The sequence below is a fragment of the [Scytonema hofmanni] UTEX 2349 genome, assembly GCF_000582685.1.
Taxonomy (GTDB): Bacteria; Cyanobacteriota; Cyanobacteriia; order Cyanobacteriales; family Nostocaceae; genus Hassallia; species Hassallia hofmanni.
Window position 1 is genome coordinate 5,098,399 of sequence record NZ_KK073768.1, and the last position, 15,836, is coordinate 5,114,234.

Sequence of the window (15,836 nt, forward strand, 5' to 3'; positions counted from 1 at the left end):
AAGTAAGTTTTAATTGATACTCCTAACATAAGTGCCTTCTGCCCTCGAACTTCTGCCTTTCTTGTAAGTTAGTAGTTCATCTGGCAGCCAAATAGAGATTTTAGCCATATCTACCTTGAGTCATACCATTAGTAGCATAAACGAAATTGTAATTTTAAGCGAAGTAGGATGCGATCGCCTTCTCTTACCTCTCATCTTCCAACCAATTCCTTGATACCTTAGTAGAAAAACGAACCTGTAATGCAGATTTATCAACTGCACGAGGGTGTTTATGTTGAATGTGATATTTCACCGACTTTTGCAAATTTGCCTTTAATTACAGAAATTCCTCGATTTTTAGAAGAAAGTCTGAATATTGGAGAAATATCGATGATTCGCTCATTCCGTAGTTGGGTGAGACAGCAGTTAGTCAATTGACAAGCGATCGCTCTCTAGTACCATATTCTATAGTCCAACCATTTTGATCAGGTGTTCTATGTCCAGCGTGGAAGAAGACAAAATCCGGGAAGAGCGCATTAGAATGGAGATAGTTGTCGATGCCCATGACAAAGAAGAACGAGCGATGGGTTGGTATTACTATCTCGACGATACTTTAAACATTCCCTTTAATGCCAAGTGGAAGAAGAAGACACGCAAATCAGCCACTGTAGAAGAGAAAACAGTCGAAGTCCTGGGAATGGCGCCAGAAGATGAGTGCGAGCGTGATATGTTAATTGAAGTGGTTTACGTCGGTGGTAAAGATGAAGATGTGTTTACTGCCAAGCTATCGGAAATAGAAGCGATTGATGCTGATAGCGAAACCAGTGAAGCGATCGCTGATTGGCACTATTGGCTAGCTAGAGGATACAAATTTTAAATTGGGCAATGGGGAATTTGAGGAGGGGGAAAGGAATTAATTTTTCATCTCAAGAATGCTCCCCCTGCTTCTTATTCTCAGATAAATGCCGAATAATACGACAGGGATTACCCGCTGCTACGACATTTTTGGGTATATCTTTTACAACCACACTACCAGCACCAATGGTAGTGTTATCACCTATTGTTACTCCCGGACAAATAATTGCACCACCACCAATCCAGACATTATTGCCGATTTTAATTGGGGCAGCAAGTTCTCTACCAGAAAGACGAATTTCCGGTTCTGTAGGGTGGTAAGCCGCGTAAATTTGCACGTTAGGAGCGCATAAAACATTATCGCCAATGTGGACTGTATTACAGTCTAAAATTACACAGCCATAGTTCATATATAAGTTGTTGCCTATGTAAATATTACTGCCATAATCGCAGTGAAAAGGCGGCACAATTTGAATTTTCTCTCCCATTTTACCAAACAATTCTTGCAAAATTTGGCTTCGCTGTTCTGGCTGTTCTTCTGTGGTTGAGTTGTACATTCTTAACAGACGACATGCACGTTTGTTATCGCTAACTAATTCGGGATCGGTGGCAAAATATAACTCACCTGCGAGCATTTTCTGTTTTTCGGTTTTTTCCATCACCAAAATTTAAAAAAAGAAATCTTTCACTCTAGTATTTTAAGCAATTCCCTAAACAGTAACTTTGCAGCTTTGGCACAAAGCAGCGCGATCGCACCAAATGAAGATACAGCAGATTGCGTTGTCATGAAATACATGTAGAGACGTAGCAATGCTACGTCTGTGAGCGGGTTTTGGGTTTTACGTATGTACCTCATATACCCGAAATTTGCTGTAAATTCATCGGCAAACGAACCTGAAATTTGGTTTTACCTGGTTGAGAAAATAGGCGGATATCACCTCCATGTTGCCCCACAACGACGCGATAAGCGGTGTGTAAACCTAAGCCGGTTCCTTTTCCTACACCTTTGGTGGTGAAAAATGGCTCGAAAATGTGCGATTGAATTTCTGGGGGAATTCCTGGACCATTGTCAGCAATTTCTACTAGCAAAAAGTCGTTTTCGCAAGCGGTGCGAATTTGTATTTGACCTTGCCCGTTCATCGCATCAATGGCATTATCAATTAAGTTAGTCCAAACTTGATTTAATTCGCTGCCATAAGCGCTAATACGTGGCGTATCACAGTCATATTCACGCTTGATCACCACACCTTCTTTTAGCTTGTGATTCAAGATTGTTAAGGTACTTTCCAACCCTTCATGAATATCTATTTCTTGTAAGGGTGCTTGATCCATGTACGAGTAATCTTTGACTGCCTGTACTAAAGTAGAAATACGCTCAGTGCTATGCTCGATTTCTTCTAACAAATCTAGTTCTTGCAAAGTTACTTCTATCCAAGTGAGGACATCACCCAGCAATAAATCACCTACTTTTTGCTGAACATTCAAAAGCCAGTTGATGTCAACTCCGGCTGTAACCAAGGTGGGAGCGAGTTTCCAAGCATTGTTGATGTTGTACGCTTCTAGCCATTGTGTGATTTCATCTTCGCGATCGCTTTGAGTCAGGGGGTCGAGTTTCGCTGCTGTTTTTGCCCGTTCTATTGCATCTTCTTGTAACTCCGCAAGAAAGGCTTTTTGGGCACTGTTCATCTGCTGTTGATTCAGTTTAATTGTTAGCGGTTGCAATACCTGCACAGTTTGGCGCAATTGTCCAGCGGCTCTGCGACCGGCTGACGCAGGATTGTTCAACTCGTGTGCTAATCCGGCGGCTAAAGTGCCTAATGATACTAGTTTTTCTCGATGTTGTGATATGGACTGTACTGTTTGCAGTCGTGTTGCCATCGTTTGCAAAATATTTGTCATCACGCAAGTGCAACTAGAAAGCATTTCCCAAAAAACCTTATTTGGCAATTCTAAAATATGGCTGCGAGTTACTGCGCGTCCAGTTACCCAGAAGTTTTTTTCACCCATTAAAACAGGTATTTCACCAAACAAGGTTTTTGGTTTGAATGTTACTAATAAAACTTCTTGATTTCCATGTTTTTGTGTAAATCTAATTTCACCTTCTAACAATACAAAAACATGGTCTGCTGCATCTCCTTCTTGACGATGAATTTCACCAGGTTGCAACCATATTTCTGTACTTTCTTCAAGTAGCCATTGCAAACGTTGTTCTGGTAACTTTGTGAAAAGTGGTACTTGGCGTAAAGTGTTGATATCAAGCATAAACTGATTTGAGATTTGGGACAGTTATTAAATACAATTGGGGAAAAATTGAGGATAATTAATATTAAGAAGGAACTAATTTAAAAAGTTCCAGTTCGATACCACCATAATATTTATTTGTGCGACCTATAGGCACCATACCCAACCTTTGGGTAACACTAATTGAGGCATGATTTTGCGGTTCTGTCACAGCATATATTACAGGCAGTTTGAGGATATTAAATCCATAATTAATAGCTGCCTGTCCAGCTTCAGTCGCATAACCTTTGCCCCAAGAAGACTTCCGTAAATGCCAACCAACCTCATAATCTTCGGTTAAGTTACCTTCAGTATCGGGTAATTGCTTCAGCATGACAGATCCTACAATTTGTCCAGTCTCTTTTTCAACTACTGCCCAGAAACCAGTGCCCTTGTTGAGTTTAGTGTAGCGCTCAATAATTGTTTGTAACCTCGCCCGTTGCGATTCTACACTTACCTCGATCATGCTGCCAATAAAGCGCGTTACATCTGGATCGCTATACATTTCAAAGGCTGATTCGGCATCTTTTTCGGGTATCCAATTGCGGATAATCAAGCGATTAGTTTGAAAAAGGGTAGTCATAGCGAGTTCTAAATACAGCTTTGTGTGCTATTGAGTATAGTGAATTTAATTTTTAAATTAACCAAATATTCAACTCCTAATTTCTTACTCTTTCTGACATGAGTCACGAGCTAAATTAATGGGCAAACTTACTCGAAAACGAGTGTCACCTGGTTTGGATTCAAAGTGAATATCACCTTTGTGTCTTTTCACAATAATTCTATAAGCAATTTCTAAACCTAAACCTGTACCTTGTCCTACACCTTTTGTCGTAAAAAAAGGTTCAAAAATCCGAGTTTGAATTGCTGGCGGTATTCCCATTCCAGTATCGGCAATTTCGACTACAAGACAGCTATTTTTTCTGTATGTACGTATCGTTAAATCGCCTTTTCCATCCATCGCATCAATGGCATTGTCAATTAGATTTGTCCACACTTGATTGAGCTCGCTAGCATAACCACAAATCCGTGGCAGAGTCTTATCATATTCACGATTAACAATAACTCCTTTTTTCAAGCGATGATTGAGAATAAGCAAAGTATTTTCAATTCCATCATGCAAATCTATCTCTTGCAATGAGGCTTGATCCATGTAAGAATAGCCTTTAATTGCTTTCACTAATTCAGAGATTCGGCTGGTACTTTGTTCAATATCGTTAATCAGTCCACCTGCTGCGAGTGCGGCTTCCAACCAAATCAAAACGTTACTAAGACAGTCTTCGGGTATTTTTTCGGCGAGAGTATCTAACTTTTGGGCATCAATGCCGGCGGAAACTAATGTAGAGGCAAGTTTCCAAGCATTACTAATGTCATGATCTTCTAGCCAGTCTGTGACTTCATCTTCTTTATCGCTTTGGGTAAGGGTGTCAAATTTGGTTGTGTGTTGTGTCCCTTGCAATTGAAAATTGATAATAAAATTTAGTTGTTCTTTATTGAGTAAATTTAAATGCAAAGCGAGATTTTGCAAGTTTTGAAAATTATCACGCAATTGCCCTGCTGCGCGTCTTCCGGCTGCGGCAGGATTATTTAATTCGTGTGCCAGTCCGGCTGACATTTTACCTAATGCTGCTAGCTTTTCTTGTTGCCTAAGTTGTGCTTCTACATCTTTGGTTCGCCCCGCCATTGCGGTTAAAATGACATCAGCTAAAGGCGAACATTCCGTCATCATATGTCTAAAAGTATCAATATCAACTTGTAGGACACGACTGGATGATAACGCTTTAGCATTAGCAATTGATGCGGAACCAGTCAACATCGATAATTCACCCATAAATTCACCTCGACGATGTACAGCTAACAGTCTTGTCTCATCACCAACGTGTTTAGTAATCTCTATTTCGCCTTCTAAAACTACATGAAATTTATAGTTTGATTCACCTTCATTAAATAAAATATCGCCTTGATTAAGTTGGATTTCTTTCCCAAATTGCTGCATCTCCTGTAATGCTTCATCGGGCAACTTTGGAAATAGTGTATTTAGGTTAGGATCGTGCAGCATGGCAACTTTATACTCTCAAAATTAATTGATAAACTGTGTCAGGCGATCGCATAAAATTTCTTTTTTTTACTACTTACCATAACCGCTGAATCGGATAAGCATCAAAAGCCGAATCAGCACTTAAAATCGGTATTTGCTCAACCATTCCTTGTGCGATTAAAAGTCTGTCAAATGGATCGCGATGATGAAGAGGTAGCTTTGCAATCACATCGATATGGTCTAAATTAATATTTAGCAAATCAATGCTGTTCATATTAATTTGCTCCTCTATAAATTCCCTAAAAGGTTTACCAAAATTTAGTTTGCCAGTACTTTGTTTAATTGCCATTTCCCAAACACTAGCCGTACTGAGTAGCTTCTCGTTGTTTTCATTTTCAATTAGCCCCCGTACCATAACGCTGAGTCGAGGCTATCAATGACAAACCAAATGAATGTATGAGGATCCAGCAGCAACCTCATTACATATAATCCTTAAAGTCTTCTAAAGGCTCGTCAAAATCATCTGATATTGTGACTAAACCTTTAGCACTACCAGCTTTGGCGGGACGACGTTTCACTGGCGATATAGGAGTTAGTTTCACAACTGGCTGCTCGTCTTTTGTAATCACGATTTCTTCACCATTAATTGCGGCTTCAATTAATTCGGGCAAATGTTGAGATGCTTCGGCGAGAGTTATTTGTTGCATGGCTTTTTTCTCTCTATTTTTATTTCATTGTGGCGTAAAAGTTAATTTTTTGTAGAAACCTAACCCCCTTCCAAGCATCGCCAAGGGGGAGAATTACTCCCCTCCCCTAGTAGGGGAGGGGCTGGGGGAGAGGTCTTTTCATCACACTACATTGCTGAGATATTGATGTACAAATTGAACGCAAATTGATCCTTCACCGACGCTGGAAGCAACTCGCTTGATTGAACCTTGACGCACATCACCGACTGCAAAAACACCGGGGATGTTGGTTTCTAATAAGTAAGGATCACGTTCAAGTGTCCATCCTTTGGGGCGGCGTCCATTCAGTTGTAAATCGGGACCTGTTAAAATAAAGCCGCGATCGCCTTTTTCCACCACACCATCTAACCAATCGGTACGCGGTTGTGCGCCAATAAAGATAAATAATGATGTCGCCGGCACTGTTTGCGTTTCCCCAGTCAGCGCATTTACAATTGTCAGCGCTTCTAAAGAAGTTTCACCTTTTGCCTCAATTACACTAGAATGCGTCTGTACTGTGATGTTCGGTGTTTCGGCGATTTGGTCAATCAGGTATTGAGACATGCTCTTGGTCAACGAGTCGCCACGTACCAACATCGTTACATGGTCGGCGTATTTAGAAAAGTACATCGCTGCTTGTCCGGCAGAGTTGGCGCCACCAATAATATACACTTCTTCGCCTTGGCAACTCATCGCTTCTGTTTGGGCTGCACCGTAGTATACGCCTGCCCCAGTTAGTTTTTCGAGTCCGGGGACGTTTAGCCGCCGCCAAGCCACACCTAGCGCCAAAATGAGGGCGTGGCAACTGATTTCGCTGCCGTTTGCCAACTGCACAAAACGATACCTGTCTTCTACGCGAATTCCCGTAACTTCTTGTGGGGTGAGAATCTCCACCCCGAAGCGCCTTGCTTGAGCCACGGCACGCCGCGCTAAATCGCCGCCGCTCAAACCCACGGGGAAGCCTAGGTAATTTTCTATACGGGAACTGGTGCCGGCTTGTCCGCCTGGAGCCTCGCGTTCAATCATGACGGTGCGTAGTCCTTCGGATGCGCCATACACGGCAGCCGCTAAACCACCGGGACCACCACCAATGATAATTAGGTCATAAAAGGGTTTTTCTGCTTGGTTTTTCAAGCCAATTTTCTCGGCAATTTGCACGTTGCTTGGCTGCATTAAGCTGGAACCGTCGGAAAATAGGACAAAAGGTAGGTGTAAATTATTACATTTGGCGCATTCAACTAGCTGCTGTGCTTCTGGTGATAATTCGATGTCCATCCACTGATAGGGGATTTGATTTCGGGCAAGAAAGTCTTTGGCTTGATGGGAATGGGGAGACCAGCGGTTGCCGATGACGCGAATCCCTTCAAATGGGGGATGGAATGTGGCTTGCCAATCATCAAGCAAATCGTTCAGTACGGGATACAAGTGTTCTTGTGGGGGGTCCCACGGCTTCATCAAGTAATAATCGATTCTCGTGGTGTTGATGGCACGGATAGCGGCATCGGTGTCTGCATAAGCGGTAAGTAGTGCGCGTTTTGCGTCTGGGAACATGGACAGCGCTTGTTCTAAAAACTCGACACCAGACATGTGCGGCATCCGCTGATCGGCAAGAAATAACGCCACTGGCTGGTTACGGAGTTTTAGTTGTTCCAATGCTTCTAAGGCACTGGCACCTGATTCGGCACGCAAGATGCGGTAGCGATCGCCATATTTGTAGCGCAAATCCCGTGCCACAGCTTGCAAAACTTCTGGATCGTCATCAACCGTCAGAATCACGGGTTTAGCCATAGCGTCTCAAGAATGGGGATAGTGGATAGTGGATGGTGGATAGTTGATGGTGGATAGTTGATAGTTGATAGTGGATAGCGGATAGTTGATAGTGGATAGTTGATAGTTTATAACTGTTGACCGTTAATCATCAACTATCAACCAACAACCAACAACCAACAACTAACAACTAACAACCAACAACTAACAATTAACAACCAACAACTAACAATTAACAATTAAACTAACAATTCAAATAGTCCTATTAAAGTTCCGTCAGGATCTCTTAGATAAGCTGTTTTAATTCCGTAGTAGGGATTGTTCATTGGAGCGGTGGTAAACTTAACACCTTGATGGATTAATTTTTCATACTCTTCTTCTACATCATGCACTGTAAAAATTAAGGCTACATTATCTTGACATTCGGCATGGGGTGGCTTGGCAGTATTAGCAATCATCTGTGCCATTTCTTGTCGCCGAAATAAACTCAGTTTCATGTCTTGGACTTTAAACTCAGCATATCCATCTTCTAGATTTTCGATTTTTACTTCAAATCCCATAACATCTTTGTAGAAATCAAAAGAAGTTTTCAAGTCAGAGACTAAGAGTCTTGTGTATGCAGATCCTACTTTCATCGCTAATCAAATTTATTAATTGATGTTAATTTAACTTGACTTTTTCCTGGCAGTGTAGTTTTAGAGTTGGGCATTGGGCATTGGAAATTAAAGATGCTCGATTTTTGATGCGCGTTCTAATTAGGATTTTTTCCATGCCCCATACCCTATTACGCAAAACAGATAAAAACAGTATTTACAAGAAAGGCAGAAGTTCGAGGGCAGAAGGCACTTATGTTAGGAGTATCAATTAAAACTTACTTTGTGGGTTTAAAGCCCAGTTGAAACAAATAATTATACTCAAGATGGCTTGCACGGACGGTATAAAACGTCCTTGTTTCAATCCCACTATGAGTAAGGGTGGGTTGCCTTCTGACTTGAAAATCAAACTTTGGCTAAAAACCAAGAAGGATATGTGGCTGAAGTCGTTCAATGACGACAGCCTAAGCTGAAACATTAATTGTGGGTTTAACTTGCAACTGGAACAGGCTCAAGATTAACTTGATAACCAAGCTTTTCTAAGCGCTTAACCAAGCGCTTCTTGACACTTTCCGGTCGTTGTTTGTCAAAATAATCAGCTCCTAAATCTTTATAAGGTTCTTGGCGCGATATCAGATGATAGGCGATCGTTAAAATAGAGTGTGCAACCGCAACGGCAGCACGTTTTTTACCCCTTCGCCCGCTAAGTAGGCGATACTGAGCAGCAAGATAAGTCTTGGTACGAGCTAGAGCATGAGCAGCTTGAACCAGAATCGTTCGTAAGGAACGATTACCTTTGCGGGTACTGGTTGAAAGTGTTTTCCCACCACTTTCATAATTCCCAGGAGCCAGACCAGCCCAAGCAGCCAAATGTTGGGCGCTGGGGAAACGGCTCATATCGATGCCAATTTCGGAGACAATAATCTCCGCAGTTCGGCGTGCGATACCTGGTATAGTGTCAACTAACTCAACCGCTTTCTCAAAAGGGCGGCAATATTCTTCAATTTGTTGGTCGAAACATTCAATTGTTTCGTCTATGCTATCAATTTGACACAGTAACTGGGCAAGAATAAATCGTTGATGAGGGCGAACTCTACCGTCAAGTGCTTGAATCAGTAAATCATGCTTTTTTCGCATGGTTCCTTTCGCTAAGTCGGCCATGAGTTCGGGACTAGCGCTACCCTCAACGATCGCAGCTAGCATTGCTCGTCCAGATACACCCATCACATCGCTGGCAACTGAGGCAAGTTTTATATTGGCAGCTTCAAGCACTTTTTGGACTCGATTCACCAAATTGACTCGTTCTCGAATAAAATTGCTACGATGGCGAGTTAAGTCTCGCAAATCTCTTTGTTCGATTGGGGGAATAAAACTCGGACGTAACAACCCATGCTGTAGTAGTTCGGCAATCCATTGTGAGTCTTTGATGTCTGTTTTGCGTCCTGGTACCGCTTTTATATGGCGGGCATTGACTAACATAACTTCAAAATTACCTTCCAAGATGTTAAATACAGGTCGCCAGTACTCTCCAGTACTTTCCATCGCGACATGAGTGCAACCGTGACTTGTCAACCAGTCAGAAAGTTTTAACAAGTCCTTGGTCATAGTGGTGAATGTACGTATTTCCTTATGCCATCCTCCCGAAGACTTTGGGATAATTGCACAAGCTACCACTGTCTTTTTGTGTACGTCCAACCCTGCACTATGCTTATAGACTACCTGCATAAAACCTTACTACACAAAAATGTATCAAATTGATAGGGGGCTAATACGTGGATACTTCTTCCGGTCGATTCTGACTTGCGTGCTTACCAACACTGTATATAGCTCGGTAGCGACAATTGGCGATGCCTCTGAGTATCCGGGTTCGACTGCCTTGCAGGCTAAATATGCTCTACTGAAGGACAACCTCGTTTGTATCAACCTTAAGTGGAAGCTACCACATTTTCATGCATGGCGGTGAAATTTTTTTCATTAGGACTGCCTTCTGAAGTAAAGTTGATATTAAACATCTTGCTTACGGTATAAACCAGGGGATTGCTCCCTTACAAGCAAGTGCAATATCTAAAGACAATCAGGGTAAGAATTGCAAAACCTACACCTGTAAAAAACACGCTATTAATTCCGCCAATACCAAAGGCTATTCCCATCAAAAGGGGTCCGAAGGTTTGCCCTATACCGAAAAATGTACCATTCACCGATAGAATCGTAGCCAGATATTCTCTTGGTGCTAACTCTGCCAAAAGTGTTTGGGTACTGGGCAAACCAATACCCAAACCAACGCCAAAAATTGTGGTTGGGATTAATAATAACCAGATATTGTGTAAAAAGGGAACAATGAATAGAGCTAAAGCATATAAAACAAAAGATGCTCTAATTAAAGTTGTTGCGGAATATTTTCTGGATATTTTTCCTAACTGTAAAGCTGTGATAGCAAGTGCCACGGAAACACTTGAGAGTATTAATCCAATTGTCCAAGGCGGCTGTTTGAATGTATTTTTAATTAATTGTGGTAGATAAATTACATAAGCTCCGTAAAGGAGAAAGAAGTTAGCAGCACTGGCAATGAAAAGTCCAAACAATTGGCGATTTTGCAAAACTTTGCCAGCATTTATTAAATAGTCTTTCAGGTTTCGGTTTCCTTTCGGTTCCGGATTTTTTAATTTAAATAACACCAATAGGCTGATAGGAATCGCTACTATGGGCAGCATAAAGGGATAAAACCAGCCAAGTGTAGCTAATGCACCGCCAATTGCGGGATAACTTGCTGTGCCGATACTGCTGACACTGGCATTGTAACCCATTGCTGTAGTGCGTTTGTCTGCTGCATATAAATCACCAAGTAAGGTGACGCTTAAAGAAGGCAAAGAAGCAGCACCAATTCCTTGCAAGAAACGCAAAAATAACAAAAGGTTAAAATCACGGGCAAAACCGCAGGCTGTACCAGCGATTCCAAATAATAGCAGTGAGGGAACGATAATTTTCTTTCTGCCCAATCTATCGGCAAGGACACCAATAACAGGACCTAAAACCACAGCCGGAAGGGTGAATACTGTAACTAATAAACCATTATTTTTCGGGTTAACTTTCAAGGCTTCAGCTAAATAGGGAAAAGCCGGACTTACGCTAGCTACTCCGAGAACTGCCATTAGAGAAACTGCACAAATAATTTGAAAGTTAGAGTCTTGATAAAGTGGTTTTTGGCGCTGGAATTGCTCATTTTCTTCTGAATTCATGATATTGTTTTGTAGGCGAATAGGCAACTTGGCGAGGCATCTTTAGAGATACCACGCCAAGGTGCTTAATAAAATACCTAATTTATCGCACTAATTAAGCAGCAATTTTCTCCTCAAGCAGTGTAAAACTTTTTTTGCTCGCACCGCAGATGGGACAATGCCAATCATCGGGAATTTGTTCAAAAGGTGTTCCCGGTGCAATTCCCGAATCAGGATCGCCAGCAATTGGATCGTAAATCATGCTGCACACTTTGCAAATCCATTTGCGAGTTTTTGCATCGTCACCAGCTGCTTTGGGTGCTGCATTTCCTCCATTCAAAACTTCTAAAGCTTCTGCGTAGCGATCGGCATGGTAATTTTCTACGAATTTCAGTAAGCCAAAACGATGGGCGGCTTCGTGAAATATATTAGCATGATCGGCAGATTCTTTAGCTTGTTTGAGAAATTCTTCTGTAGCCGGATTGTCTCTATCTTTCTGGGCAGCGGCGGCGAATTCGGGATACATTGTAGTGTATTCATAGGTTTCACCTTCAATTGCCAAAGATAAACAACGAGACATAATTTCTCGCTTTTGTTCTTCAGTTAAAGCTGTTGGATCTTGTACAACAAGTTCTGGATGCAGCAAAACAAAATGTGAGAAAGCATGTTGAGTTTCTTGTTCTGCTGTTTCTCTAAAAAGTTTCGCTAAGTCTGCAAACCCAAGTTTACGTGCTACTTCAGCAAAAAACAAATATTTGCGATTTGCCATCGATTCACCACCAAAGGCAGCTTCTAAGTTTTGGTGAGTGCTAAAGTTTGACAGATCCATAATTTTGGCAACCTTCCAAAGTGATATTTATAGCGAGTCGCTGTTGAATGAATTACAGATTGCTAAGTTTGTATAAACTGGAGAATCGATGTAGTTTATTCAAACATAGAGCCGCTATAGTTGATGAGAACAGCCTTGAAAAGCGGATAATTAAGAATAATTCTTAATTGAGAAAACTTACGCAGTAGTGAGCGCTTTAGCGTTCAAAAAGGCACGCTTCGTGCCTACTACGAAAGATATCTCACTCATCCGTTTTGTTAGCTGTTCTGTGGATAATTATAAGACGGAAAATATTTTGCGGTTTGTTAGTTATGATGCTTGACTAATTGGATAACTTGTGAAATATTTAAATGTTCTGAAGTTCTAAAAATGGGTAATCAGTATATCCTTTGGCATCTGGAGCGTAAAATGTCTTTGGATCTGGTGTGTTTAACTGGGCGTTTAGTTGAAAGCGTTTTGGTAAGTCAGGATTGGCGAGAAATAATTTGCCAAAAGATACTAAATCTGCATCGCCACTAGCTAAAATGCGATCGCCTTTTAAGTTATCGTAGCCGCCGTTGGTGATTAAAGTGCCTTGATATATTTGGCGGTAGTAAGGTGTGACGGGGTTCATCACGTCGCGGTTTTTCAAATCGACTTCATTCGGTTCCATCAGGTGAAGGTAAGCCAGTCCGAAGGAGTTGAGCGAATTTATGGCGTAAGTAAATGTCTCTTTCGAGTTGGAATCATGCATTCCGTAGAAGGTGTTACTCGGTGAAAGCTTGATGCCAACACGGTTTGCACCCCAGACGCTGGCGACGGCTTGGATTACTTCTAACATAAATCGCGATCGCTTTTCAATTGAACCACCATACTCATCTGTACGTTGGTTAGAACCATCTTGCAAAAATTGATCTATCAAATAGCCAAAAGCACCGTGGAGTTCGACACCATCAAAGCCGGCAGCTTTCGCATTTTCTGCACCGAGACGAAATTGTGCGACTATTTCGGCTATTTCGTCAGTTTCTAAAGCGCGGGGTGTTTCTAAAGATACTTTACCTGCTGGCGTGTGGAGTTCGCCAACACCAGCGATCGCACTCGGTGCAACTGGCAATTCTCCATCAAGCAAGCTGGGGTGCGAAATTCGCCCACAATGCCAAAGTTGCAGGAAAATTCGTCCCCCTTTTTCATGCACTGCATCTGTTATCAATCGCCATCCGGCAACTTGTTCGTCTGAGTAAATTCCTGGACAATTCATGTATCCCAGGCTGAGGGGTGAAACCATCGTACATTCGGTGACAATTAGCCCTGCACTTACTCGTTGCGCGTAATAATTTGCCATTAAGGAATTGGGGATAGTTTCAATTGCCCGCAAACGTGTCATCGGTGCCATTATAATCCGGTTGGGGAGGGTGTAATCACCAAGCTGGATGGGTGTGAAAAGATTGGTAGGGGTCATGCTTATAGTGGTTAGTGGATAGTCGTTATACCAATTTAATATGAAGTTGCATAATAAAGAACCCCACCCTAACCCTCCCCGCAAGCTGGGAGGGGAAAATATAGTCCCCTCCCAGCTTGCGGGGAGGGGATTAAGGGGTGGGGTAAAATTCTATGCAACTTCACAAATAATTGGTATTAGTGGCTAAGAGTCATTTGAGACAAGTAACAACCATCAAATATCAACTAACAACTAACAACCAACCATCAACTCTGTTGCTGTGGAACTTGTGAAATTTGCGCTAATTCCTTTTCTTTATCTTCTCTGCGCTTTTTGGCGTAAAGTTGAATAGTGGCTACCATTGCAATAATCATTGCCACAATTACCCAAACGGTAATATCTGTAGGTAAACTACCTTTAAATACGGCTAGCAATACAATCACGACTAACATCAAACTGGGTGCTTCATTCAAAGCGCGTAACTGTTGACTACTCCAGCGACACTCATCTTTTGCTAACTGCTTCATTAGCCTTTTGCAATAATGATGATAGCCGAGTAAAAGAGTAACAAATCCTAGTTTGACATGCAACCAAGTCTGTTTTAAAATTTCTGGTTCAGTAGTTAATAAACCGATCGCCATTGCAACTGTTAACAACATTCCCGGAGTCGTGATAATGTTGTAAAGCCGTTTTTCCATAATCTGATACTGATTTTTCAGTATCGTGCGTGCTGGTTCTGGCTCTTGATTGGCTTCGACGTGATAGATAAAAAGGCGTACTAGATAAAATAATCCAGCAAACCAGACTACAATGCCGATAATGTGAAACGCTTTAAACCATGAATAAGCCATGAATCGTAACCTACCTATTTAAAACTCTGCTCAAGCAATAAGAGCTTGAGTTGGTCTAAGTCATACTAAATACTAGGTTACGTCAAAATGCTTCTTGGCTTGTATTGCAATTCAATCCACAAAAATGAAATCATATCATGCAACTGTCATAGAGACGTTCCGCCGGAACGTCTCTACAATATATGTGATTTGTCGGACATGATATTCTGAAATATTGTAAGGGCGCTTTTTACGCAGACCGTACAATATTGCAGTTTTTATTAATTTGTAACTTTACTTAACGCTTTTGGTGACTACCTCACGCACGCGATAGATTGGGCGTCCTTGGGATTCGTGATAAGTACGCATTAGCAACTCTGCCAAAAGACCAAAGCAAAAAAGCTGTACCCCGGTTAAGAATAAGAGAACCGCTAAAACTAGCAAAGGGCGATCGCCTATATCTTCATGAAAACCTAATTTGACAAAAGTCAAATAAATACCGATCGCTCCACCCGCAAGCATGGAAATCAAGCCCCACAACCCGAAAACGTGCATCGGACGAGTGAGGAACTTTTTCATAAACAAAATAGTTAGCAAATCCATCAACACCCGGAAAGTACGGGATAATCCATACTTACTCTGACCAAAGCGACGGGCGTGATGACGTACCGGAATTTCGGTAATTCTTGCTCCTTCAATATACGCTAAAGCTGGTAAAAATCGGTGCAGCTCGCCATAAAGATTCATATCTGCGACCAATTCGGCACGATAAGCCTTCAACGAACAACCATAATCATGAATATTCACGCTAGTAGTTCGTCTAATTAACCAGTTGGCAATTTTGGAAGGAAGTAACCGCTTCAAAGCACCATCTTGACGGTTTTTCCGCCAACCGCTGACCAAATCGTAACCTTCTTCCAACTTTGCCAGCAGCAACGGTATATCTACTGGGTCATTTTGCAAATCAGCATCTAAAGTGACAATTGCTTTACCTAAAGCATGATTAAATCCGGCTGACATTGCTGCCGTTTGACCGTAATTGCGTCGCAAAATAACTGCTTTTAAATCGCTGCGTGTTTGCGCTTCTTTTCTGAGAAACTCCGCACTTCCATCAGTAGAACCGTCATCTACACAAATTATTTCATAATTTAACTCACTTGCAATTAAAGTTGAAGCGATCGCCTCCAGCAAATGCGGTATACTTTCAACTTCGTTATATATCGGCACCACAACCGAAACATCAGGAACAACCGCTGACATTGCCCCATTTTGTTCAGTTATGCTTTGCGAAATCAACCCACCCCTCAT

Annotated in this window: 17 protein-coding genes; 2 read left to right on the top strand and 15 right to left on the bottom strand. The window is 41.7% G+C overall.

Annotation, left to right across the window (positions count from 1 at the left end):
* Window positions 1-240: 240 nt before the first annotated feature.
* Together TOL9009_RS43940 and TOL9009_RS0128270 are read left to right on the top strand one after the other, a co-directional pair.
* Window positions 241-417, top strand: coding sequence for a hypothetical protein (locus tag TOL9009_RS43940; protein ID WP_242055406.1), 177 nt, complete (start codon window positions 241-243; stop codon window positions 415-417).
* Window positions 418-475: 58 nt separating this feature from the next.
* On the top strand, window positions 476-856 hold the full coding sequence (locus TOL9009_RS0128270; RefSeq protein ID WP_029636633.1) for a calcium-binding protein: 381 nt from the start codon (window positions 476-478) through the stop codon (window positions 854-856).
* Between the two features lie 49 nt (window positions 857-905).
* Here TOL9009_RS0128270 and TOL9009_RS0128275 read toward each other — a convergent pair whose 3' ends face one another.
* The 15 genes from TOL9009_RS0128275 to TOL9009_RS0128345 all read right to left on the bottom strand — a co-directional run bounded on the left by TOL9009_RS0128275 (window position 906) and on the right by TOL9009_RS0128345 (window position 15,836).
* Entirely contained in the window at window positions 906-1,493 is a 588-nt protein-coding gene (locus TOL9009_RS0128275) for a sugar O-acetyltransferase (RefSeq protein WP_029636635.1), read from the bottom strand.
* 26 nt (window positions 1,494-1,519) lie between these two features.
* Complete coding sequence (locus TOL9009_RS47895) at window positions 1,520-1,690, bottom strand: hypothetical protein (RefSeq protein WP_186227670.1); 171 nt, start codon at window positions 1,688-1,690, stop codon at window positions 1,520-1,522.
* The gene (locus tag TOL9009_RS0128285) at window positions 1,687-3,096 is read right to left on the bottom strand and encodes an ATP-binding protein (RefSeq protein WP_029636637.1); all 1,410 of its coding nucleotides are present in this window, start codon (window positions 3,094-3,096) and stop codon (window positions 1,687-1,689) included. The genes TOL9009_RS47895 and TOL9009_RS0128285 overlap by 4 nt, the downstream gene beginning before the upstream one ends.
* 64 nt (window positions 3,097-3,160) lie before the next feature.
* Entirely contained in the window at window positions 3,161-3,697 is a 537-nt protein-coding gene (locus TOL9009_RS0128290; protein WP_029636639.1) for a GNAT family N-acetyltransferase, read from the bottom strand.
* A gap of 84 nt (window positions 3,698-3,781) precedes the next feature.
* Window positions 3,782-5,173, bottom strand: a complete 1,392-nt coding sequence (locus TOL9009_RS0128295; protein WP_029636641.1) for an ATP-binding protein — start codon at window positions 5,171-5,173, stop codon at window positions 3,782-3,784.
* A 73-nt stretch (window positions 5,174-5,246) separates the two neighbouring features.
* Entirely contained in the window at window positions 5,247-5,567 is a 321-nt protein-coding gene (locus TOL9009_RS40765) for a type II toxin-antitoxin system VapC family toxin (RefSeq protein ID WP_199341429.1), read from the bottom strand.
* Window positions 5,568-5,631: 64 nt separating this feature from the next.
* Window positions 5,632-5,859: a type II toxin-antitoxin system Phd/YefM family antitoxin gene (locus TOL9009_RS0128305; protein WP_029636643.1), complete on the bottom strand. Its 228-nt coding sequence runs from the start codon at window positions 5,857-5,859 to the stop codon at window positions 5,632-5,634.
* A 141-nt stretch (window positions 5,860-6,000) separates the two neighbouring features.
* Window positions 6,001-7,665: an FAD-dependent oxidoreductase gene (locus TOL9009_RS0128310; RefSeq protein ID WP_029636645.1), complete on the bottom strand. Its 1,665-nt coding sequence runs from the start codon at window positions 7,663-7,665 to the stop codon at window positions 6,001-6,003.
* A gap of 218 nt (window positions 7,666-7,883) precedes the next feature.
* Window positions 7,884-8,279, bottom strand: coding sequence for a VOC family protein (locus tag TOL9009_RS0128315; protein WP_029636647.1), 396 nt, complete (start codon window positions 8,277-8,279; stop codon window positions 7,884-7,886).
* A gap of 447 nt (window positions 8,280-8,726) precedes the next feature.
* A complete protein-coding gene (locus TOL9009_RS0128320) occupies window positions 8,727-9,962 on the bottom strand; it encodes an IS110 family RNA-guided transposase (protein ID WP_029636649.1) in 1,236 nt (411 codons plus the stop codon).
* A gap of 320 nt (window positions 9,963-10,282) precedes the next feature.
* On the bottom strand, window positions 10,283-11,473 hold the full coding sequence (locus TOL9009_RS0128325) for an MFS transporter (RefSeq protein ID WP_029636651.1): 1,191 nt from the start codon (window positions 11,471-11,473) through the stop codon (window positions 10,283-10,285).
* Window positions 11,474-11,567: 94 nt separating this feature from the next.
* Window positions 11,568-12,281 (bottom strand): rubrerythrin family protein, encoded by a 714-nt coding sequence (locus tag TOL9009_RS0128330; RefSeq protein WP_029636653.1) that lies wholly within the window; start codon window positions 12,279-12,281, stop codon window positions 11,568-11,570.
* A gap of 346 nt (window positions 12,282-12,627) precedes the next feature.
* A complete protein-coding gene (locus TOL9009_RS0128335) occupies window positions 12,628-13,719 on the bottom strand; it encodes an alkene reductase (RefSeq protein WP_038296662.1) in 1,092 nt (363 codons plus the stop codon).
* Between the two features lie 245 nt (window positions 13,720-13,964).
* The gene (gene hemJ, locus TOL9009_RS0128340) at window positions 13,965-14,549 is read right to left on the bottom strand and encodes a protoporphyrinogen oxidase HemJ (RefSeq protein ID WP_029636655.1); all 585 of its coding nucleotides are present in this window, start codon (window positions 14,547-14,549) and stop codon (window positions 13,965-13,967) included.
* A gap of 273 nt (window positions 14,550-14,822) precedes the next feature.
* Window positions 14,823-15,836 carry a glycosyltransferase family 2 protein gene (locus TOL9009_RS0128345; protein ID WP_029636657.1) on the bottom strand — a complete coding sequence of 338 codons (1,014 nt, stop codon included), beginning with the start codon at window positions 15,834-15,836 and terminating at the stop codon, window positions 14,823-14,825.

What these genes read in the sequence shown, in the direction of transcription:
- TOL9009_RS0128325 (WP_029636651.1), bottom strand. Translation starts at nt 11,473, where the DNA reads ATGAATTCAGAAGAAAATGAGCAATTCCAGCGCCAAAAACCACTTTAT.
- TOL9009_RS0128275 (WP_029636635.1), bottom strand. Translation starts at nt 1,493, where the DNA reads ATGGAAAAAACCGAAAAACAGAAAATGCTCGCAGGTGAGTTATATTTT.
- TOL9009_RS40765 (WP_199341429.1), bottom strand. Translation starts at nt 5,567, where the DNA reads ATGGTACGGGGGCTAATTGAAAATGAAAACAACGAGAAGCTACTCAGT.
- TOL9009_RS0128285 (WP_029636637.1), bottom strand. Translation starts at nt 3,096, where the DNA reads ATGCTTGATATCAACACTTTACGCCAAGTACCACTTTTCACAAAGTTA.
- TOL9009_RS0128305 (WP_029636643.1), bottom strand. Translation starts at nt 5,859, where the DNA reads ATGCAACAAATAACTCTCGCCGAAGCATCTCAACATTTGCCCGAATTA.
- TOL9009_RS47895 (WP_186227670.1), bottom strand. Translation starts at nt 1,690, where the DNA reads ATGAGGTACATACGTAAAACCCAAAACCCGCTCACAGACGTAGCATTG.
- TOL9009_RS0128315 (WP_029636647.1), bottom strand. Translation starts at nt 8,279, where the DNA reads ATGAAAGTAGGATCTGCATACACAAGACTCTTAGTCTCTGACTTGAAA.
- TOL9009_RS0128270 (WP_029636633.1), top strand. Translation starts at nt 476, where the DNA reads ATGTCCAGCGTGGAAGAAGACAAAATCCGGGAAGAGCGCATTAGAATG.
- TOL9009_RS0128345 (WP_029636657.1), bottom strand. Translation starts at nt 15,836, where the DNA reads ATGAGGGGTGGGTTGATTTCGCAAAGCATAACTGAACAAAATGGGGCA.
- TOL9009_RS0128295 (WP_029636641.1), bottom strand. Translation starts at nt 5,173, where the DNA reads ATGCTGCACGATCCTAACCTAAATACACTATTTCCAAAGTTGCCCGAT.
- TOL9009_RS43940 (WP_242055406.1), top strand. Translation starts at nt 241, where the DNA reads ATGCAGATTTATCAACTGCACGAGGGTGTTTATGTTGAATGTGATATT.
- TOL9009_RS0128320 (WP_029636649.1), bottom strand. Translation starts at nt 9,962, where the DNA reads ATGCAGGTAGTCTATAAGCATAGTGCAGGGTTGGACGTACACAAAAAG.
- TOL9009_RS0128335 (WP_038296662.1), bottom strand. Translation starts at nt 13,719, where the DNA reads ATGACCCCTACCAATCTTTTCACACCCATCCAGCTTGGTGATTACACC.
- TOL9009_RS0128310 (WP_029636645.1), bottom strand. Translation starts at nt 7,665, where the DNA reads ATGGCTAAACCCGTGATTCTGACGGTTGATGACGATCCAGAAGTTTTG.
- TOL9009_RS0128330 (WP_029636653.1), bottom strand. Translation starts at nt 12,281, where the DNA reads ATGGATCTGTCAAACTTTAGCACTCACCAAAACTTAGAAGCTGCCTTT.
- hemJ (WP_029636655.1), bottom strand. Translation starts at nt 14,549, where the DNA reads ATGGCTTATTCATGGTTTAAAGCGTTTCACATTATCGGCATTGTAGTC.
- TOL9009_RS0128290 (WP_029636639.1), bottom strand. Translation starts at nt 3,697, where the DNA reads ATGACTACCCTTTTTCAAACTAATCGCTTGATTATCCGCAATTGGATA.